This is a genomic window from Euzebyella marina (assembly GCF_003687485.1).
GTDB classification, from domain to species: Bacteria; Bacteroidota; Bacteroidia; order Flavobacteriales; family Flavobacteriaceae; genus Euzebyella; species Euzebyella marina.
Window position 1 is genome coordinate 3,355,133 of sequence record NZ_CP032050.1, and the last position, 21,782, is coordinate 3,376,914.

The 21,782-nt window shown below is 42.4% G+C and carries 12 protein-coding genes; 9 read left to right on the forward strand and 3 right to left on the reverse strand.

The features are described from left to right. Nucleotides 1-18: 18 nt before the first annotated feature. Nucleotides 19-8,787, reverse strand: coding sequence for a T9SS type B sorting domain-containing protein (locus D1013_RS14335; protein ID WP_121849487.1), 8,769 nt, complete (start codon nt 8,785-8,787; stop codon nt 19-21). 133 nt (nt 8,788-8,920) lie between these two features. On the opposite strand from D1013_RS14335, the gene D1013_RS14340 reads away from it, so the two are divergent. Beyond that, complete coding sequence (locus tag D1013_RS14340; protein ID WP_121849488.1) at nt 8,921-10,042, forward strand: PQQ-dependent sugar dehydrogenase; 1,122 nt, start codon at nt 8,921-8,923, stop codon at nt 10,040-10,042. Nucleotides 10,043-10,086: 44 nt separating this feature from the next. Then, nucleotides 10,087-10,488, forward strand: a complete 402-nt coding sequence (locus D1013_RS14345; RefSeq protein WP_225621551.1) for a c-type cytochrome — start codon at nt 10,087-10,089, stop codon at nt 10,486-10,488. A gap of 1 nt (nt 10,489) precedes the next feature. Here the strand turns inward: D1013_RS14345 and murQ are convergent, their stop codons facing one another. Together murQ and D1013_RS14355 are read right to left on the reverse strand one after the other, a co-directional pair. Next, nucleotides 10,490-11,299 carry an N-acetylmuramic acid 6-phosphate etherase gene (gene murQ, locus D1013_RS14350; protein ID WP_121849489.1) on the reverse strand — a complete coding sequence of 270 codons (810 nt, stop codon included), beginning with the start codon at nt 11,297-11,299 and terminating at the stop codon, nt 10,490-10,492. A 5-nt stretch (nt 11,300-11,304) separates the two neighbouring features. Continuing rightward, the gene (locus D1013_RS14355) at nt 11,305-12,054 is read right to left on the reverse strand and encodes a DeoR/GlpR family DNA-binding transcription regulator (protein ID WP_121849490.1); all 750 of its coding nucleotides are present in this window, start codon (nt 12,052-12,054) and stop codon (nt 11,305-11,307) included. A gap of 192 nt (nt 12,055-12,246) precedes the next feature. On the opposite strand from D1013_RS14355, the gene nagB reads away from it, so the two are divergent. The 7 genes from nagB to D1013_RS14390 are packed head-to-tail and all read left to right on the forward strand — an operon-like array spanning nt 12,247 to nt 21,771. Continuing rightward, entirely contained in the window at nt 12,247-14,178 is a 1,932-nt protein-coding gene (gene nagB, locus D1013_RS14360; RefSeq protein ID WP_121849491.1) for a glucosamine-6-phosphate deaminase, read from the forward strand. A gap of 59 nt (nt 14,179-14,237) precedes the next feature. Beyond that, nucleotides 14,238-15,785, forward strand: a complete 1,548-nt coding sequence (locus D1013_RS14365; RefSeq protein ID WP_121849492.1) for a glycoside hydrolase family 10-like protein — start codon at nt 14,238-14,240, stop codon at nt 15,783-15,785. Continuing rightward, entirely contained in the window at nt 15,769-17,043 is a 1,275-nt protein-coding gene (locus D1013_RS14370) for an MFS transporter (protein ID WP_121849493.1), read from the forward strand. Before D1013_RS14365 ends, D1013_RS14370 begins: the two co-directional genes overlap by 17 nt. Beyond that, complete coding sequence (locus tag D1013_RS14375) at nt 17,033-18,616, forward strand: glycoside hydrolase family 3 protein (protein ID WP_121849494.1); 1,584 nt, start codon at nt 17,033-17,035, stop codon at nt 18,614-18,616. Before D1013_RS14370 ends, D1013_RS14375 begins: the two co-directional genes overlap by 11 nt. Continuing rightward, nucleotides 18,613-19,689 (forward strand): anhydro-N-acetylmuramic acid kinase, encoded by a 1,077-nt coding sequence (locus D1013_RS14380; RefSeq protein ID WP_121849495.1) that lies wholly within the window; start codon nt 18,613-18,615, stop codon nt 19,687-19,689. Before D1013_RS14375 ends, D1013_RS14380 begins: the two co-directional genes overlap by 4 nt. A 54-nt stretch (nt 19,690-19,743) precedes the next feature. Further along, the gene (locus tag D1013_RS14385) at nt 19,744-20,004 is read left to right on the forward strand and encodes a DUF4212 domain-containing protein (protein ID WP_121849496.1); all 261 of its coding nucleotides are present in this window, start codon (nt 19,744-19,746) and stop codon (nt 20,002-20,004) included. A 54-nt stretch (nt 20,005-20,058) separates the two neighbouring features. Beyond that, nucleotides 20,059-21,771 carry a sodium:solute symporter family protein gene (locus D1013_RS14390; RefSeq protein WP_121849497.1) on the forward strand — a complete coding sequence of 571 codons (1,713 nt, stop codon included), beginning with the start codon at nt 20,059-20,061 and terminating at the stop codon, nt 21,769-21,771. Nucleotides 21,772-21,782: the final 11 nt, after the last annotated feature.

The window sequence follows — 21,782 nt, forward strand, 5'->3', positions numbered from 1 at the left end:
AGATTTAGTTTTTAAAATTTATCTGTAGAGCGTAAAGTGACCGACATATCTTATATCACGATCATCATTTTGGTTAACGACGTACCAGTAATCACCCGTCGGAAGCTCTTTACCTTCATAAGTTCCATCCCATTTACTTACCTGATCTAGCTCGGCAACCACACGACCGTAACGATCATAGATAATAACCTCAATATTCGGGAAGAAATCTCGATTACCCGGCGCCCAAAAATCGTTCTCATTATCACCGTTCGGAGAGAAGAAATTTGGTATTTCAAGCATTCCAGTAAACTCAAATGGTATTGCCGCTACCGCTTCACAACCATTATCATCCACTACTCGAATTTCAACTGTTCCGCTATCGGTTGTGGTGTAGATACCAACATCGCCATACGATTGTCCGTTAAAGAAGAACTCATAGCCTCCGAAGCCACCCTCGGCCATAGCCGTGATTTCATTCGGACCAGTTTTCTCGGCAGTCAAGGTCAAAGGGTCATACCCTTCGATACTGAACTCCACAAAGTTAGTACAACCATTTTCGTGATAGATGTAAACAGTATAGTCACCCGCTGGTAAATCTCCCCATTCACGATCTGTGGTCGCTAAAGAAGTAATGGCATCGGTCGGATCAACAGGATTCAAAGCGAACAACAGATCAGGAAGAACACTTGAATCTTGCATTTCAACTCTGGCCGTACTATTAGGGAAGATACCTTCACAGCCATATTGAACAATAGGTTCAGCTGTTAAATCAACACCAATTTCAATAGGTATCAACACGTCTGTATCACAGAGGTTGGCGTCTTGTATGAAAACTATGTAGGTTTCACCACCTATTAAGTTATCAAAGAAAAGATTATCGTTACGCTCGAACACTTCGGTACCATCTGAATTTGGACCGATAACCCTTGTTTCATAATACGTTTCAAAGGTCACAGGATCAACGAACGGTGTGCCTCCAGCAATTGTTATCTGAGCCGTACCATCGGCAAACCCTATACAGGTTTCCGGTGAGGTAACTACGTCGGTAACCTCCAGTTCATCGGGTTCGGTCACCACGATTTCAAATGTCTGTGGACAACCTTCTGCATCTTGGGCCAAAACCGTATAAGACGGATTACTCGGGGTATTAGCTGCCAAATCGGTAAAGGTATATGTTAACGGATTATCAGGATCTGAGAAAAACTCACTCAAGTTCGGTTCGATAGCAAACTTCACGAGCCCTGGGGTCGCACTGGTAACCTCCATAGTAATCGTACCGTCAGATTCACCAAAACAAGATGTTGGAGTACTACTATAATCAATAGTCACAGGTTCCGCCGGAGCAATAGTAAATGGTCCTTGCACAACACCACAGTTTGCACGGCTAATCACGGAAATCCAGTAATCACCCGCATCAAGGTTCTCAAAGGTACCAAAGTCTTGCATCGGCAAGTTATTGTAGGTTGGCAACGATTCAGCCACGAAAGCATCAGAACCAGGGTCTGAATTATAAATTCTAAATTCATAAATACCCGTACCTCCATTAGCAACTGCCTCAATTCTACCGTCTACCTCGTACGCACACGAAACATCAAAAGTGGGCGATGTTGGATCAAGACTTAAAGGCTCTGCATCTGTAATAGTAATACCATTGGTTTTTCGGGCCAAACATGAGCTCAAGCCACCCACCTTTCGAACTTCGAAACGATATGAGTTACCAATGGTTCCCGGTATATTGGTCTTAACCGGCAATCCGTTGACATCGGTCTCATCGATTGGCAACCATGGTCCTCCAGAATTATTTACGCTATATTCATAAGTGCCACCCTGCGGATTGTTCACACGAATCATCATTGTTGCGATGTTACCACATGCTGGTACCGAAGTTTGAATCAATACCGGGTTGATTGGCGGCGGCGGAATGACCTGAACCGGAGGAGTTACGAAGCTACAGTTCATAGTTGAAACCACTTCTACGGCATACCATCCACCAGGAATAACTCCCGTTCCGGCCGTACCCACAAACTCTGGGTCACTTTGATACCCTGTTGAAGATACCACATCGGTATTATCAGAACTGCCCAAATGCAACAAGCGATACTGATATCCGGCGCCTGGCACACCTCCAATAGCACCAGGGTTCGTTGTTCCTGGCTCAACGGCCACAATCACGGCGTCGTTACCTTGAGGACACTCCAACTCTCTTGTTATAATGGCCTCTGCATCGATTTGTGCAACCGGTAAAAGCTCTAGTTCTTCAGAGTGTTCACATCCTTCTGTATCTCTTACTATTACACGATAATTGCCACTCGAAAGCCCCGTAAACCTATCATTACTTCCATTGGCAGCAAATGTTGCGTAGGCCGCATTAGAATGCGGTGCAAAGCCGCTACCTACTGGATTTTCGTACTCTAATCGGTATTCATAAGGGGCATTATCCCATCCTCCTTGAGTACTAACGATAATTTCACCTAAATCATCATTACACCCCACTCTTCCGACCTCGTCCATAGTCGTTATGAGAAGTTGCTCGTTAGGCATTTGAACGGTAGTCATATTACTGAATACATTACAAGCTGAAGCTGTCATGCCCATTTCGCGGATTACTACACGAAGATTACCACCTTCCAGACCGGTTATAACAGCCGGGTTACCATCTACAGCAGTGTCGATTGTTCCGGTTGAATTACCTGCGACCGGCGTACCGAAGGAACCGCCACTGAACCCTGGATCATTGGCAGCGTATACGAAGTATTCATAAACTCCCGTATATCCGCTTACATCAATGGTCAATTCACCATCAGTAGCGCCAAAACAACCAACTGGGTCATTTTGTGAAATGGAAACCGTAGGTAGAATAGGTTCTGCAACGACATAGGCGGTTATCGGATAAGTACAGCCTCCCACATCATTTACCTGTAAATTGTACTCACCGGCAACCATTGGCAAATCGAATTCAACAAAAGAACCACTTGGTTGAGAAACACTTGAAACCGGCGTTACCGAGAAACCTTGGTCTTCAATTATAAAATTGGTACTGCCTGTTACGTCAATTCTAATCCTTTCAGGATTTTCACAATCCATAGGAGAAATCTGTGTAATAGTTGCGGTTACCGTATTTGGAGCCAAAACCGTCACCGAATCACTGAATTCACAACCATTTGAATCTATGGCATAAATAGTAATGACTTGATCAGAACCCGTATCAACTATCTCGAATGTCGGACTCGACTGGTAGCTATCGGCAAGGTCTAGTTTATAGCCGTAAGGGCCACCATTGCCAACATTACCACCCACGATGGATGCTGTTACATTCGTTGTACTAAACTGATTTGCCGCCGGATTACAGACAAGTGTACCTGCCGTTACATCGATTTCAAATGGTGGTGGTTCGTTGATAACCACTTCTTCTCTATCAAAACAGCTGCGGTCGGTAACAACTTCAATTACGTAAGTGCCCGGAGTTAAGTTCAAGAAAGTACCTGAAGCATTTGTACCGGTTCTTCCAGAGGTGTCAAGACCTGATGGCATTGAAGCCAAAGTGGTCGTATATAAATTGAATTCTCTAATTCCATCAATATCGGTTCCTGCTTGCAAAGAAGCCGAAATACTTCCGTCTCCAACCCCATTACAACTAACATCACTTGCACCCGTATCGTCAATAATTGGCGAAGTTGGGGCTGTTCTAAGAATGTCATCGACCAAAAAGGTACAATTGTTGACACCATCATCGACTTGATTATCGGTTACTTCCACTTGATAATCTCCCGGAGGGATATTCGGAAAAATACCATCATTATCAGGGTCGGTAATACTTACAGGAGAACCAAACATATCGGTTCCTGTGAGAACATAAGTGAAATCACCACTACCTCCATTGGCCGTAATTGTAACAACTCCATCACTTTCTTCACAACTTGGTTCGGTACTAAAGCCTCCAGATGCTGAAAGAACTTGGAACACTTCGGCAACATCATCTACATCACACCCATTGGCATCAATAACATGTACCGGATATGAACCAATATTGTTAACAAAAAATATTGCTTGTGTAGGTGTACCTGGAGTATAAGCAGGTGTTTGACTAACCCCATTCAAAGTAAATGTCGGTGTCTCTATATGACCTGGCATTTCTAATGTAATTTGGAAACCACCTGATGGTGTAGTTACATCACATTGATTGTCTACGCTGATAGTCGGTGCCGGTAAATCAGGATTCAGCTGAATCACCGCTGCAGATACACGATAAGAACAGTTGTTCGCATCGATAACCCAGATATCATAATCTGTACCAGGTGCCAGTGATCCCGGCAAGGAAACTGTAGAGGCATCACTGAAATCATCAGATGGGTCTGCAGGTGTTAGGGTACCGTCAGTATCAACAGGAGTACCAGCGGGAACATAAGCATACAAGTATGGGCTACCAGTAGCAAAAGGTGTTCCGCCGCTTCCCCTAACAGTCAATTGACCGAGAGCATTACAGTTGGCATTTTGGTTATCAATAATATCTACCCGTGGCATGTTGATAACCGCTTCGTCTTCGTCTCCGCTAGAACAACCGTTAGCATCTTCTACCGAGATTCCATACCTGCCTTGAGGCACTGTCAAATCACTTGCTAGAGCTGTTAAAGAGGAGTTGGTTACATTGTAAACCTCTTCTCCTGTTTCTAAATTGGTAATAATAACATCGTAAGGTGCTGTACCTGACGTAATATTATAGTTGATACCTACATCGCCATTTCTACATGTGGCACCGTCGACCGTCAAATCTACAGCAGAACCAGGTCCGTTGGGTAAAGTGATCACTTCTTGATATGTACAACCTGTAGATGTATCCCTTACTTCTACTGTATAAGAAGCACCCCATAGCAAATTGCTAAAGCAATGGTTAGTAGCTGTAGTATTAGGTGAGACCCAGCCTACTAGAGGGTCGGGATCGGCCAATCGTATTTCATATGGACCTGTTCCATTCACTATTTCAACACATACTGTACTTCCACCAGGAGTACAGAAGGCAGGGGGTGTTGGATAGGTAGGAATTATATCAAGATTGGTTGTTCCGATGGTCACGGGTTCAATATCATTACATCCTCGAGAATCAATGATAATCACCTGATAATCACCTGGAATCAGACTTGGATCAGTTACCGACAAAGGAAAGTCCGCGTCCGTTACATTATTTTGAGTCACATAAGGGTTTCCAAAGTTATCCTCAATAATAACTGTATAATTCTGAACACCAGGGGTTGGTAAACTAACAGTCACCCCACCGGAAAGATCACCAGAAGTACACGTAGCATCAATAGGCGCTACCGTAGCATCGGGTGTTGGGTTGGGGTCGGTAGTCACCGTCACGGGTGTTACCGCAGTAATACAATCTCTTGAATCTTTTACTAGATACTCATAGTTACCCGCTGCAAGACCTGAATAAACAGTTTGTGAAGAAAAGTTATAAGTATTTGTAGGGTCAGGATTATTAGGATCCGGAACCAATGTACCCGCAGGAGCGAAAACCACCTCAAAAGGAGGAACACCAGAAGATACAGTTGGAATAATTTCTACAAAACCGCTATTAGGATCACCACAACTTGGGCCCACTATTCGCTCTGTAGCGGCAATATTTGTAGGTTCAGCAAAGGTCAACCCTTCTGACGTATTGGTACATGAATTATTATCGGTTACTTCAACGGTATAAACACCGTGCTCACCGTAGGGTACAGTATAGTTAAATGGATTTGATGGAATATTAATTCCTGTCTGCCCTGGTACAGCAATTCCGTCTTTGTAGATGGTGTATGAAGTGGAACTTAGGGTTGAGATATCTCCTCCGGAAACAGTCACTTCCATTTCACCGTCTCCTCCACAAGGAATTTCAGTAACCAAATCTAAGTTTACTTGAATTTGAGGAGGTATTCTTACAGACGTCGTTTGGGCAATACAATCATTTCCGTCGACTACTTGAATTATGTAATTACCCGGAACAAGGTTGGTAAAGGTGTAAGTACCCGGTGTACCTGGCGTCTGCAGGGGTCCACCATTAATTCGATATCTATGGCTGGTCAATGGTGCAGAGCCTGCAGTTGAAGAAACCGTAATTTCGGCATCGTTAGTAGCCGAATAACAATAGTCGGCACTATCAAATGATATGGATGGCGCTGTTACACTTGTTAAGGTAAAAGTGGTTGAGGCAGTACAACCCTCGGAGTCTATAACTGTTAATGTATAGGTGCCCTCGGCGGTTAAACTACCAAAAGTACGCCCAGTTTTTGGGCCCTGTAGGGTTCCTGGAGGTGATGGCCACTGAAGTTCATACCTATAACTACCGAATCCTCCGGCAGCATTGGCTCGAACCCTACCAATATTATTGTTTTGACAACTCATATCAGTCACATCAGCGGTAATACTCAAAGGAGTAGCAGCTTCTTCCACATCAAAAGATGCTGTCGATGTACAGTTGGTATCGTTGTCGGTTACCGTAATTTCGTAAGTACCAGCTCCTAAACCGGAAATTGGTATCTCAAACGCCGAACTATTCGTTCCACTTGTTATTATGGCAGCAGTCGGTGCAGTTCTGTTCACCACATAATCATAATCGGTGGCAAACCCATCGACCAAGAATGCTCCATCGCCATCAGTGGCAGCGGGACAAACTCTTCGATCCCCTCCAGATTTAACTCTAGCTCGTATAGTACTGATACCTCCCGTGGTAAAACTGGCTGTGTAAGTACACCCATCGGTATCGGTAATTTCAAATTGATACGAAGTATCTAAGTTAAGTCCGTTAAACACATTACTTGCCTGAGCAGGAGGCAATGCCGTTGCGGGATTAGAGGAGATGATTTCATATTGCGCAACTGGAAAACCTGCAGGTTGCACATCAATAGTTACCCTACTGGTTCCTGTGGCGCAATCTAAATTGTCTTGAACAAAGTTAATAGCAGTTGGTGGAACCGGTTCAGAAACCGTAATAGGTGACAGAGCCTGATAGCATCCTGAATCGTCTCTTATATAAGGTATGTAGGTGCCTGATGCCAGTCCTGTAAAACTTGTGCCAGATTGAAAGTTGGTGTTATCAATACTATACTCATAACCAGAACCAGAACCTCCACTAGCGGGGGCAAAATCAATGATTGCCCCACCATTGTTACAAGTATAATCTTGTGTTAAGCTGGCCGAACCGTTCAAGCCTCCTTCGGAAGTTACTGTTACCGATGGAAGTGCCAGAACGCACGAAAATGCACCTTGAGAATACCTTACCTCTACAATATTATAGGTGCCATCGGCCACTGGTATGGTCGACGATGTGGTAAAGGGATCACCAGCATTATTGGTCGCCCTGAATTCTAAGTTGAAACCTCGTGGGTCGTTAATGGCGAAATCTACTTTTCCTCCCCCATTGGTACAGGTACCGGTAATAGGGCCAGCAGTTACATCGGGCGGATCAAGTTCGGCCACGTATTCAGATTTTTCGGCTGTACAACCTTGGTCATCCGTTATATAAAAGGTGTATGTACCAGGGCTAGTTACCGTATAAGAATTAGTACCTGTGAAAAATCCTCCAGAATTTCCACCATCGCTAACAGTATAGCTATAGTTTCCGGAACCACCAGAAGGCGTTACGTCGATATCTACACTGGTAATGGTCGAACATCCGAAACTCATTCCGTTGGTATCGGTAATCACCTCGATTGGACTCAATCCTACACCAACGGTAATAGGATTACCATTTACGTCTGTATATTGTATCGGAGCCGGAATGCCATTAGGAATATCCTCATGACAGTCATTAGTTTCAACTTTTACCGCATAAGTACCTTCGCTTACTGCCCCAAATGTATAGGTGTTACTTGAAATTGTAGAAGTAAACTCAATTTCGGCACCGTTCTCATCTAATAAGGTATATACATAAGGCCCAGGTACCTCCGGATTAACGGTTACGTCGATACTTCCTGTTTCCCCACTACATACCGGATTGGTAAAGGTTACATCGATTTCGATTTCAACTTCTTCTATTTCAATGACCTCATACAAATATTCACATACTTGGCCAGAGATATTCAACCTAGCCTGTACTTGGTATAATCCAGGGTTTAGGTTATCAAATATAGAAGATGATTGGTAGGGCCCGAACGGATTCGCACCTTCGCGAATTCTAAATTGATAACTATTGGGAAGACCGGTAATCTCGATACGACCCGGGTTATTACAAACAAAATCTTTTTTAGTATAGGTTTGGGTAATGGTACTTTTTACCACTTCAAAATAATAGTATTGCCCCCCATTGACCTGAACCCTAAATTCGGCTCCGTTCGCTGCTGAGATAGTACTGGCGTCTAGGTTGAAAGATGAACCGTTATGCACCTCTGTGTAGGCCGATGTATAATCAGGGCACTCTACATTCGTATTCGGGGTGGCCCCGGTCAACTGTTGCCATGAAACACTTCCGTAAGGCCCTCCGGAGAGTGTAATGTTTCTATCATCAGAGTCACCGCATAGAATAAACCTTGCAACGGTGGCCCCATCGTTGGTACAGCTTACCGTTTCATCGGCTCCTTGAATTATGGTCGTGAACATGGGAGCGCTGACAGCCTTACCTGATTTCTTGTTCTTTTGGGTATTGACGAGAAATTTAGACTCGGTTTCTCGCTGTGAGGTCTTCTCTAGAGAAACAGCATCCTTGACCTTTTCGGCAACCTCGGAGATCAAGGTATACACTTTAGGATTGGCGATGGCCGTAGTACCGACTACTGAAAATGATATTAACAGTAGGGCAAGAAGAACATGCCGCATTTTCTTTGGGAACATAGGTTAAGTCTTAGGTATTAAGAATAGCTGCGTTTGGGGAGCATTTATTCTTAAGATGTAATTATTTATACTTATAAATTCTCTTTATATTTATCCGCTAAGCATACATTAATATTATTTTTAACGTACATCCATGAAAAATAGTGTATTTCTACTTTGTTCAACTCTAGTTTTCTTTTACACATCTTGTGCTCAAGACCCTGAAAACCAAGTTAGTGACCCTTCTTCCACTCCTTTTGAGGCTGAATTACTGATCGATGAAATGCAAATTCCGTGGGGAATGACCTTTTTACCGGATGGCAGTATGCTGGTGACCGAGAAATCAGGCGAAATCGTTCATTTTAAAAACGGTGCCAAAACCAAGGTTAAAGAAGTACCACAAGTTTATACTAGAGGGCAAGGCGGACTTTTGGATATTGAGGCACATCCTGACTATGCCAATAATGGTTGGATCTATATTTCATATTCTTCCGAGGAAGGAGATGAAAAAGGTGGAAACACCGCTCTTATGAGAGCTAAGCTAAAGGATAATGCATTGGTCGAAAAGCAATTACTCTACAAAGCGACCCCCAACACAACCAAAGGTCAGCATTTCGGTTCTAGAATCGTTTTCGATAATGAAGGCTATCTTTTTCTTTCAATTGGTGAGCGCGGGGCCAGAGATGAAAACCCACAAGATATAACTAGGGATGGCGGCAAAATTTATCGTTTTCATGATGATGGCAAAATACCCCAAGACAATCCTTTTGTTAGTAAAGATGGTGCCAAAACAGCAATTTATAGCTATGGGCACCGTAACCCACAAGGCCTAGCTAAACATCCGGAAACCGGAAAAATATGGGATAATGAACACGGTCCGAGAGGTGGTGATGAAATCAACATTATAAAACCAGGTGCCAACTATGGTTGGCCGGTCATAACTTATGGTATCAATTATAGTGGTACACCTATAACCGATAAAACCGAAATGGACGGAATGGAACAACCTTTTCACTATTGGGTACCAAGTATCGCCCCGAGTGGCATGGCATTTGTTACATCCGATAAATATGGAGACTGGAAAGGAAGCATTCTTGTTGGGTCACTAAAATTTCAATATTTGGAACGATTAGTAGTTGAAGGAGAAAAAGTTACCGACAGAGAAAAATTAATGGCCGAAATAGGTCGAGTAAGAGACGTTAAAGAAGGGCCTGACGGACTAATTTATGTAGCAGTAGAAGGAAAAGGTGTTTATAAACTAGTACCAAAAAGCTAGTAAAGTTCTTTTCTAAAGGTTCCATTACTACCATAAGTATCATTATGAAATTTTTAAACATTCTGTTGTTTCTAATCTTTTGTGCTGTACCGACAGTTCAGGCGCAAGAGGCAGATTTAGAAGAAAGTATGGCACGTGGCGAAGCTGTTTATATGGATTTCTGTGTGACGTGCCACTTAGAAAATGGCGAGGGAGTAGCAAATACTTTCCCACCCCTTGCCATGTCAGATTATTTAAAGAAAAACCGTGAAGCCAGCATCCGCGGGGTTAAGTACGGCCAGCAAGGCGAATTGACCGTCAACGGCGTTACCTATAACAGCGTAATGGCACCCATGGGATTGGATGATAGTGAGATTGCCGATGTAATGAACTACATTATGAACTCGTGGGGCAATTGGTCGAGCAAATTGGTCACTACAGACGAGGTAGAGGCCATTTCAAAATAGATTAAGAACCCGCTTCTATAGCTGCTTTGACCGAGCCATGCTTCTTTAAAAGAGATTCAGCTTTCTCATAAGGTATTCCCAACCCTTCTGCGACATAGCGTGCGCCACGATCAACAAGTTTGTTATTACTTAGTTGCATGTTGACCATCTTGTTCCCTTTTACCCTTCCAATCTTAATCATCAGGGCAGTAGAAATCATATTTAGGGCTAGTTTTTGAGATGTTCCGCTCTTCATACGCGTGCTGCCCGTAACAAATTCAGGTCCAACGTTCATCTCGATAGGTATATCGGAATTTTTCGCCAACGGCGAACCTGGGTTGTTGGTTATTCCTGCGGTTAAAAGTCCGTTCTTTTTAGCCTGTTCAATGCCTCCTAACACATAGGGCGTTGTACCGGAAGCGGCAATACCGACTACCGTATCAAGTTCGGTCATCTCATACGCCATCATATCTTTCCACGCCTGTTCAGTGTCATCCTCTGCGTGTTCGACCGATTTTCTAATGGCAATATCGCCTCCAGCTATAAGACCGATTACCCTTGTATGTGGCATACCGTACGTAGGTGGTATTTCAGAAGCATCGAGTACACCTAAACGGCCGCTTGTACCCGCCCCTATATAAAAAAGACGCCCTCCTTTTTCAAATCGTTCGGCCAGCGCATCGACCAATTTCGTGATTTGAGGAATAGCCTCTGAAACGGCAACGGCCACTTTTTGGTCTTCCTCGTTCATTTTCTTTAAAATAGAGTTGGTTTCTAACAACTCTAAATCGTCATGGTTCGATGGGGTTTCGGTAATCTTGGTATAGTCCATGGTATTTATAAAATATGTATATCGTGGTTTTTAAAAGAATTCAATAGCGAATCTTCCGGCTCTAGCTCGGTTATCATCGTATTGATGGCATTAATATCGCAAGTTTTGTAACGATGTTGTGAATTCAGTTTTTCTGATATGGATAAAAGTACCGTTTTTTTTGAGCTCTTTATCACCGCTTTCTTCACTTGAACAATGTCCCAATCAAATTCGGTAAGACCGTAAAAAGAGTCAACATACCCTGTACCGATAAAACTAAAATCAACCCTGATTTCAGAAAGATTATGAATGGCGTTGGCCCCTATCGTGGTTTGAGATTCACTAGAAACTTGTCCTCCGACTATAATTACATTCACATTTGATTTGTTAAGCAGTTCTGAGGCTACCGGAAGACTATGTGTAAAGCATGTTATTTCTAAATTCGGAGGTATCAATCTGGCCAATTCCGAGCAAGTTGTACCTCCATCTATAAAGATAACGGCACCCGGTTTAAGTAACGAAAGTGCTTTCTGGGCTATTTTAGTCTTCTGCTCTAATTTATATACATTTTGATTTCGTGTACTGCTATTAGTAAAACCCAGCGATACGGCACCTCCGTGTACTTTACGTAATTTATTTTCAGCGTCTAGCTCTTTTACATCACGACGCACCGTATCTATAGAAACATCCAATGTTTCGGCAATATCGGTCAATAAGATTCGGTTGTGCAGTTCAACCTCGTTTAAGATGGTTTGTTGTCGCTCTTCCTTTAACATAGCGTCAATGAATTCTAAATTTTAGCCGCACAAATATATGCAATATTATCGAATGCCGTTTTTTTCTGGTTTAAAGTTAATAAATCATTAAAAATGCAAAAAACAGCAATTTAAAAAGCAAAAAACAGCAACTATTAGGCGTCGTTGCTTATATTTGCAGCTAAATAAACCTCTACCTTAAGAACAATAAAAATGAAAACAATTCTGGAAAAAAATGGCTCTTCTATTGAATACCGCCCTGTAGGTCAATTTGAAGAAACACGATTTGAAAAGATTCACAACGTAATTTTCTCAGATTCTAATAGAGCTTCTATACAAGTAGCAGAAGAAATTGCCACACTTATCAAGAAAAAACAAAAAGAGAATAAAAATTGTGTGTTAGGTCTGGCTACCGGCTCATCTCCGATAAGAGTTTACGAAGAGTTAGTGAGAATGCACAAAGAAGATGGGCTAAGTTTTTCCAACGTTATTACCTTCAATCTTGACGAATACCTTCCTATGGAAAAAGATAACCGTCAAAGTTACTGGTACTTCATGCATGAACACCTGTTTAATCATATAGATATTCCTGCAGAAAATATACACATACCTGACGGTACTATTTTAGGGGGCGATGTCATCGATTATTGCCTAGCTTACGAAAAAGCGATTAAAAAGGCCGGTGGACTCGATTTTCAATTACTAGGTATTGGTAGAACCGGGCACGTTGGTTTTAATGAACCTGGTTCACACTACAACTCTGGCACGCGTGTTATTACTCTTGATCACATTACCCGTGTAGACGCGGCCCCCGCTTTTTTAGGAATTGACAATGTACCCCGAAAGGCTATCACAATGGGTATTGCCACGGTTCGAAGTGCCAAAAGAATTGTTCTCTTAGGATGGGGACAGAATAAGGCAGATATCATCAAAAAAACGATAGAAGGAGAAATTTCAGCACAGGTTCCTGCCACATACCTGCAAGAACATAAAAACTGTACGTTCGTTTTAGATACAGGAGCAGGTAGTGAACTAACCAGAAACAAAACCCCTTGGTTGGTCGACGAATCTTTAGATTGGACGGAAAACCTAACCTTTAAGGCAATTGTATGGCTTTGCGGGAAGACCGAAAAGTCAATTCTTAGCCTTACCGATAAAGACTATAACGATAATGGTATGTCCGGCCTTTTGGCAACCGAGAACTCTTACGACCTCAATATTAAGATGTTCAACAGATTACAGCACACCATTACAGGCTGGCCAGGTGGAAAGCCGAATGCAGACGATACCAATCGCCCAGAAAGAGCCGAACCTGCCAAGAAGAGAGTCATTCTCTTTAGTCCACACCCTGATGACGATGTAATCTCTATGGGCGGTACTTTTGACAGATTGATCGAGCAAGGGCATGAAGTTCATGTCGCTTACCAGACCTCGGGTAATATTGCCGTTTCAGATGCCGATGCCCTTCGCTACGCAGGCATCTCTAAACGCATTAGCTATTCCGACGAGGCCCAGAAGCTCATTGACGATATCAAGGCCAAGAAAGAAAGTAGCTTTGATACTCTTGAAGTAAGAAAATTAAAAGGCAATATCAGAAGAGGCGAATCGTATGCCGCTACCCGATATTTGGGGCTTCCTGATGAAAACGTTCATTTTTTAGACCTTCCTTTCTATGAAACAGGAACCATTAAAAAGAATAACCTATCAGATGCCGATATCGAAATCATGATGAATTTCATCAAAGAAATACAGCCACATCAAATATATGCCGCAGGCGATTTGGCCGATCCGCATGGCACCCATAAAGTATGTCTTGATGCGGTTTTCGAATCAATGAGAAGACTAAAATCAGAACCTTTCATGAACGATTGTTGGCTATGGCTTTACAGAGGTGCTTGGCACGAATGGGACATTCACGAAATTGAAATGGCGGTTCCTATGAGTCCTGATCAGGTCTTGAAAAAACGCTACGCCATTTTCTGTCACCAATCTCAAAAAGATGGTGTAATGTTCCAAGGCGATGATGCTAGGGAATTCTGGATGAGGGCGGAAGAGCGCAACAGAGATACGGCGCAAAAATACCGCAACCTAGGTCTTTCAGACTATGCTGCTATCGAAGCCTTCGTTAGATATGAAGTAAACTAATGAAACTAAATTAACTTGAAACATAAAGGCCTATTTTTATTGTAAATAGGCCTTTTTCTATGCTACGTATCTACTTCTACATATTTGCTTTAGGAGTCATACTATGCTCCTGCTCTACCTTGAGCGATATTCCACAACCGAAAAGGGAGTTTCGAGGGTTTTGGGTGGCAACTGTTGTTAACATAGACTGGCCCAAGAGCGGTCATGATTCCGTTTTAAAGCAAAAAAGCGATTATCTTGAAATACTCGATTTTTACCAAGAACTCAATTTTAATGCGGCCATAGTTCAAATTCGTACAGCGGGTGATGCCTTTTATTCTTCTGAATATGCGCCATGGTCAAGATATCTTACCGGTAAAGAAGGCTCTCCTCCTACTTCATCTAACGACACTTTAAAGCATGTTGATATTTTGGAGTGGATGATTGACGAGACCCATAAAAGAAATATGGAGTTTCATGCCTGGCTCAACCCCTATCGAGCCACCTTTGATTTAGATACTCTGGGCTTAGACCCTAGTCATGATTATTATAGAAACAATGATTGGATGATCAAGTATGGCAAAAAATACTACTACAATCCTGGTCTTCCTGAAGTTCAACAACATATGGTTTCTATTGTCGATGAAATAGTTAATCGTTACCAGGTTGATGCCATTCACTATGATGACTATTTTTATCCGTATACAATTCAAGGTGAAGAGTTCAACGACTCCCTATCATACCGGAAGCACGCACTTGTCGATCAAACCCTCGAAGATTGGCGAAGAAGCAATATGGATTCTCTTATCAGTAAAAGTTTTCAAGTCATCAAAAAAAGAAAACCATGGGTTCAGTTTGGAGTTAGTCCATTCGGAGTTTGGAAAAACCAAGCTACAGACCCTAGGGGCTCCGATACGCAAGCTGGGCAAACTACTTATGAAAATCTCTATGCCGACCCTTTACTTTGGATGGATAAAGGGTGGCTTGATTATATAGTGCCTCAACTTTATTGGAGTATGCACCTTTCTGTGGCCTCACATAAAAAATTGATTGATTGGTGGTCGAATAATAGTAAGAACACCAATCTATATATAGGAAATGGCCCTTACAAAATCAAGAACAATAGTGATAAAGCTTGGAACAAGAAGAGAGAACTGCCTCACCAACTTCAGTATGCAAGAGAAGAATTGAATGTGAGAGGCAACGTATTTTTTAGTGCTAAAAGCCTCATGGCTAAAAACCGTAACGTTGTAAGATTGTTGAAAAGAAAATTCTATCAAAAACCGGCCCTTCCTCCGGCAGCAACCCATGATTACAAAGACTCGATTCAGTTCGTAGAACCGACATTTACTTTAAAAGGGGCCTTCATAGAAATGACCGCATCAGAACCTCAACATTTTCAGCAAGTGGCCTTTTATAAGGCAGGAAAAGAGTCGACCCATGCCTTATCGAGCAAAAATCTAATAAAGACCATCTTTATAAACGGATTGACTAACATCAGAATTCCTTTAAAAGATTTAAAAGGAAGCAAAAACCGGGTATATACTTTAATCGACCGATATGGTTCGGAAAGTGAACCTAAAGCCCTACTTTTAAACCAAAGCGCGTTCAATGATTCAAAAAGATAAATGGGCCTGGGGTTGGGTACCTCCGTTATATTTCGCCGAAGGTTTACCTAATGTAATCATCGCATCTGTATCGGTAATTATGTACAAGAAACTTGGCATTAATAATACCGATATCACATTATATACCGGTCTACTTTATTTGCCGTGGGTCCTAAAACCTATATGGAGCCCAGTGGTAGATTTAAAAAGTACCAAACGCAACTGGTTTCTAGTCATGCAACTTGTCATTTCATTAATGTTTGTAGCTGTTGGGCTAACCCTTCCGACACAGCTGTTTTTCGTTACCACGCTGGCCTGCTTTTGGGTAGCCGCTTTCGCTTCAGCCACTAATGATATCGCTTCTGATGGATATTACATGATAGGCCTGTCACAAAAAAAGCAATCGTTCTTTGTAGGCATACGAAGTACTTTTTACCGCCTTGCCATGGTAACTGGTAGTGGTTTGATCGTGGTTTTTGCCGGGTATTTAGAAGAATTGTATGGCGATAATACCAAAGCCTGGAGCCTGACCATGGTAGCAACAGGGTGCTTAATGCTAATACTTACCGCCATCAACTTTTTCGTGACCCCAAAATTTGAGAAATCTTCGACTTTTGAGGCCGAAAAACCCAAGGCTTTTTTAGAAGTCTTTACTACCTTCTTTAAGAAACCGAACATTGCGGTTGCCTTGGCCTTCATTCTAACCTATCGCTTGGGAGAATCACAATTGGCAAAAGTGGCCCAGCTGTTCATGTTAGATGAGCGTTCGGTTGGCGGACTCGCGATTTCTACCGAAAACGTAGGTATTATTTACGGGGTAGTCGGATTGATAACCCTTTCGGCAGGCGGTATTTTAGGGGGAATTCTCATTTCAAGGGATGGACTTAAAAAATGGATGCTTCCAATGATGCTCTCTTTAAATGTTCCCAATGTACTTTACGCCATTATGGCGATGACGCAAACCAAAAGTTTGGCATTCGTTGTGGGAACGGTAGCTTTTGAACAGTTCGGATATGGCTTCGGGTTCGCTGCTTTTCTAATGTATCTCATTTATATTGCCGAAGGAGCTTCAAAAACTTCGCACTATGCCATAGCTACAGGTTTTATGGCTTTAGGGGCCATGCTTCCGGGTATGATTAGTGGGGCCGTACAAAAATGGCTTGGATACGATGGCTTCTTTATCTGGGTGGTATTATCGGCCTTCCCCGCATTTTTCTTATTGAAATATTTAAAATATCCACCGGATTTTGGCAAAAAATCAGCTACCAATGAGGTATGATCTAATAAAATATGAACAGGCATCAACCGACCTTACTGCTAAGGAGAAAATAGGTCAACTTTTTATGCCTGCCGCATTTATCAATGATTCTGAAGAAGAAATTGTGGCTCTTGAAAAACTCATTGCAACCCACTATATCGGCGGAATCTGTTTTTTTCATAGTCGAGCCAGCGCAGCCACCAATTTTGAAGGAAAGAAAAAGGTCATTAAAAATGAGAATAGTTACGATACTCTAAAACTTCTCATTAAACGTTATCAAAAAGCAGCCAAATACCCACTATTGATTGCCATTGATGCCGAATGGGGCCTTGCCATGAGAATAGAGAACACCCCTCAATATCCTTACGCTATTACGCTAGGCGCCCTGCCAGAAAATGAGGGTCATCTCATTTTTGAGGTCGGAAAAAACATTGCCAATGATTGTAAATCGGCAGGAATTCATTGGAATCTTTCTCCGGTCGTAGATGTAAACAATAATCCTAATAACCCCGTCATTGGTTACCGTTCCTTCGGGGAAGATAGAAATCTTGTAACGGAAAAGGCCCTTCAATTTATAAAGGGAACGCAAAGCGAAGGTGTTTTGACCAGTATTAAACATTTTCCTGGGCATGGCGATACTGCCACTGACTCCCACTTGGGTTTGCCGTTAATCAACAAGTCTAGAAAGGAACTTGATAAAAATGAGCTTTTTCCGTTTAAGGAGATTATCGACCAAGGTATAGACTCTGTAATGGTCGGGCATCTTTCAGTTCCTGCTTTGTCCGATGGAAAAGAAGCCCCCTCTAGCATTTCCAAAGAAATCATCAAAGGAGTGCTACGTTCAGAGCTTGGTTTTGAGGGTGTCGTCATTTCAGATGCGCTGAATATGCACGCCGTTGCAAAAAATTATCCTGAAAAGGGTGAACTGGAGTGGTTAGCTTTTGATGCCGGTAACGACATTTTATGTTTTGCAGAACATACGAAAGAAGGCATTTCAAAAATTCTCGAAAACGCCTTACCTAATCAAATTGAAGAGAGCTTCGAACGCGTTTGGAGGCTAAAGGAAAAGGCATTTGCAGGAGATAAAGAAGTGACAACTCTTACCCAAACTGACTCATTAAATCGCAGAATTTCTGAAAAATGTATAACTCTTCACAAAGGCACATCTTCTAACCTGGCTGAGTTCGCTAAAACAAAATTCATTGCCATTACCAATATTGAACCGTCAAAAACAACCTTTTTCAATCATCTAAGAGACCATCTGGAATTTGATGTTGAAACCTTACCAAATGCCGATGCATTCAGGAATAAAAATCTATTGGTGGCGCTTTTCCCACCTCAAGTTAAACCGAACAATTTGTTCGGTTTCAATCCTGAGGATTTAAAAATTTTGAACCGATTACTAGCTGTTAATAAGGTGACCCTTTACCTTTTCGGCAACCCATATATGCTGAATCACATAGAATATAGCCAAGCAGAAACGGTTGTATTGGCCTATCAGAATTTTGAAGTATTTCAAGAAACTGCTAGCAATCATTTCTTGGGTAGGGTTGAGTCTTCAGGTAAATTATCTGTCAAATCGAACCTCATATGAAAAAACATAAAATTTTAGGTCTCATGTCGGGCACTTCTTTAGATGGCCTCGATCTAGCATACTGTCATATTTGGTCAGATAATGACGCATACCGTTTTGACATAGTTGAAACCAAGAGCGTGACCTACGAAGCTTCGATGCAAGAAAAACTGAAGGATTCCATCTTTCTTCCGGCTGATGAGCTTCTTAAATTTCACAATAGCTACGGCACGTGGTTGGGTAATCAAAGCAAAATATTCATTGATGAAAAAAAACTGGAGGTTGAATATATCGCAAGTCACGGCCATACTACCCATCATCAGCCTGAAAATGGCCTAACCTATCAAATAGGTTCAGGGCAGCACTTGGCCAACGCTTCCGGCATAAAGGTGGTGTGTGATTTTAGAACCAATGATGTTGCTTTAGACGGCCAAGGCGCCCCTTTGGTACCTATTGGCGACCGACTTTTTTTTGGAAATTATGATTTTTGCCTTAATCTGGGAGGCATAAGCAATGTGTCGTTTGAAAAGGATGGGGAAAGGTTGGCTTACGATATCGGATTGGCCAATATGATTTTAAACTATATAACTAGAAAGGAAGGTATCGCTTTTGATAAAGGAGGAGAAATGGCCCGGTCAGGAAACATCAATACTCAAATGCTCAAAAGCCTAAATTCATTGGAGTTCTATCAACTACCTCACCCAAAATCAATAGGGTACGAGTGGTTTGTTGAGAAAGTAGTACCCATAGTCGACCGCACAAAAGATGACATGAGCAATCTTCTATGTACCAGCGTACACCATATTTGTGATCAAGTGGCATTACAAATTGAAGAAAACACCTCTGGTATCGACCACAAACTTTTTGTAACGGGGGGCGGAGCATTGAATGAATTTCTTATTGAAACCCTTCAGTCGAAGTTATTGAATACGGCTAAAGTAATCGTACCAGAGAAAAAGCTGATAGAGTTTAAAGAAGCATTAGTTTTTGCCTTGATGGGGGTGCTTAGAATTGAACAAAAAACCAATGTTTTAAAATCGGTTACCGGCGCCAAAAGAAATTCTTCGAGTGGTGTGGTTTTTTTACCCTGCTAAAGAGGTTGTAATTCGCTATCTTAGTGAGCTCAACAACTTAAACTTACCTTTAGCATGTCTGAAAAACAGAAAAAAGCCAGTGCCTACTGGAAAGAAAACGTCAGATATCTCTTTATTCTATTGGCCATTTGGTTCGCTGTTTCGTATGGGGCGGGCATTCTGTTCAAAGATACCTTGAATGAAATAAAAGTGGGCGGTTTTGAACTTGGCTTTTGGTTCGCCCAACAGGGCTCTATTTACGTCTTCGTAATCCTTATTTTCGTATACGTCCGATTGATGAATACCTTGGACAAAAAGTACGGATACGACGAATAACCACCTCCAAACCAAATTATTTCCTGAGAAGGAAAAAACCAAAAATTTATACCAATGGATGTTCAAACCTGGACGTACCTCTTAGTAGGAATAACATTTTCGCTTTATATAGGAATTGCCATATGGTCTAGGGCCGGCTCTACCAATGATTTTTATGTGGCAGGCGGGGGCGTCTCCCCATTGGCCAATGGAATGGCAACCGCCGCCGATTGGATGTCGGCCGCCTCTTTTATATCCATGGCAGGTATTATCTCCTTCGCGGGATACGATGGGTCGGTTTATTTAATGGGATGGACTGGCGGTTATGTTCTCTTAGCCTTATTATTGGCCCCTTATTTAAGAAAGTTCGGGAAATTTACTGTGCCCGATTTCATAGGCGACCGATACTATTCTAAAACAGCTAGAATTGTTGCCGTCATTTGTGCCCTAATCGTTTCCTTTACCTATGTTGCCGGTCAAATGCGGGGCGTAGGCGTCGTTTTTTCACGATTTTTAGAAGTGGATATCAATACCGGGGTAATCATTGGTATGGTAATCGTTCTATTTTATGCCGTTTTAGGCGGAATGAAAGGCATCACCTATACCCAGGTGGCGCAGTACTGTGTGCTGATTTTCGCCTTTATGGTACCCGCTATTTTTATTTCCATCCAAATGACCGGAAACCCAATTCCGCAATTGGGTATGGGATCTAAATTAAATGATGGCTCAGGAATCTATCTATTAGACAAACTAAACGGCCTTTCTACCGAGCTCGGATTTGCCGAATACACCGATGGAAAAAAATCTACCATCGACGTTTTTATGATTACGTTGGCCTTGATGGTAGGTACCGCTGGCTTACCTCATGTAATCGTTCGCTTTTTTACCGTTAAAAGGGTCAAGGATGCAAGAAAATCCGCAGGGCTGGCGCTCCTTTTAATCGCAATTCTCTATACCACCGCACCGGCAGTATCCGTTTTTGCGCGAACCAACATGATTAATACCGTAAGTAACCAAGAGTATGCAAGCATGCCCCAATGGTTCAAAAACTGGGAAACAACGGGTTTATTGGCTTTTGACGATAAAAACGGGGATGGCAAAATTCAATATGTAGCCGATGCATCAAAAAACGAACTTACCGTTGATAGAGATATCATGGTTTTGGCAAATCCAGAAATAGCGAATCTCCCGGCATGGGTCATTGCTTTGGTAGCTGCCGGGGGGTTAGCAGCCGCACTATCAACCGCTGCCGGGTTGCTCTTGGTAATTTCGGCTTCGGTATCCCACGATTTAATCAAGAAAGTATTTGTACCTACGATTTCGGAAAAGGGAGAGCTTTGGGCCGCTAGGGGCGCTGCGACGGTAGCTGTAGTAATTGCAGGCTATTTCGGCATCAACCCGCCAGGTTTCGTGGCAGCGGTCGTAGCCTTGGCATTTGGTTTGGCTGCTGCTTCGTTTTTTCCCGCGATTGTTTTAGGCATATTTTACAAAAAAATGAACAAAGAGGGTGCCATCGCAGGTATGGTCATCGGCATCTCGTTGATGCTCTTCTATATGTTGAAATTTAAGTTCGGTATTTTCGATGGTGGAAAGGAAGCCGTTGCAGCACTGGAAAAAGACTGGTGGTTCGGTATTTCACCTGAAGGCTTTGGCAGTGTGGCCATGATAGTGAATTTTATCGTATCGATTGTCATCATGAAATTCACCCCTGCCCCACCGGAAGAAGTTCAAGAAATTGTTGAAGATATAAGAATACCAAGTGGAGCCGGCGAGGCCGTTTCACATTAATAAATTATTTA

Bases quoted from the DNA above. Each gene is read 5' to 3' on its own strand.
- D1013_RS14335 (WP_121849487.1), bottom strand. From the start codon at position 8,787: ATGTTCCCAAAGAAAATGCGGCATGTTCTTCTTGCCCTACTGTTAATA.
- D1013_RS14340 (WP_121849488.1), top strand. From the start codon at position 8,921: ATGAAAAATAGTGTATTTCTACTTTGTTCAACTCTAGTTTTCTTTTAC.
- D1013_RS14345 (WP_225621551.1), top strand. From the start codon at position 10,087: ATGAAATTTTTAAACATTCTGTTGTTTCTAATCTTTTGTGCTGTACCG.
- murQ (WP_121849489.1), bottom strand. From the start codon at position 11,299: ATGGACTATACCAAGATTACCGAAACCCCATCGAACCATGACGATTTA.
- D1013_RS14355 (WP_121849490.1), bottom strand. From the start codon at position 12,054: ATGTTAAAGGAAGAGCGACAACAAACCATCTTAAACGAGGTTGAACTG.
- nagB (WP_121849491.1), top strand. From the start codon at position 12,247: ATGAAAACAATTCTGGAAAAAAATGGCTCTTCTATTGAATACCGCCCT.
- D1013_RS14365 (WP_121849492.1), top strand. From the start codon at position 14,238: ATGCTACGTATCTACTTCTACATATTTGCTTTAGGAGTCATACTATGC.
- D1013_RS14370 (WP_121849493.1), top strand. From the start codon at position 15,769: ATGATTCAAAAAGATAAATGGGCCTGGGGTTGGGTACCTCCGTTATAT.
- D1013_RS14375 (WP_121849494.1), top strand. From the start codon at position 17,033: ATGAGGTATGATCTAATAAAATATGAACAGGCATCAACCGACCTTACT.
- D1013_RS14380 (WP_121849495.1), top strand. From the start codon at position 18,613: ATGAAAAAACATAAAATTTTAGGTCTCATGTCGGGCACTTCTTTAGAT.
- D1013_RS14385 (WP_121849496.1), top strand. From the start codon at position 19,744: ATGTCTGAAAAACAGAAAAAAGCCAGTGCCTACTGGAAAGAAAACGTC.
- D1013_RS14390 (WP_121849497.1), top strand. From the start codon at position 20,059: ATGGATGTTCAAACCTGGACGTACCTCTTAGTAGGAATAACATTTTCG.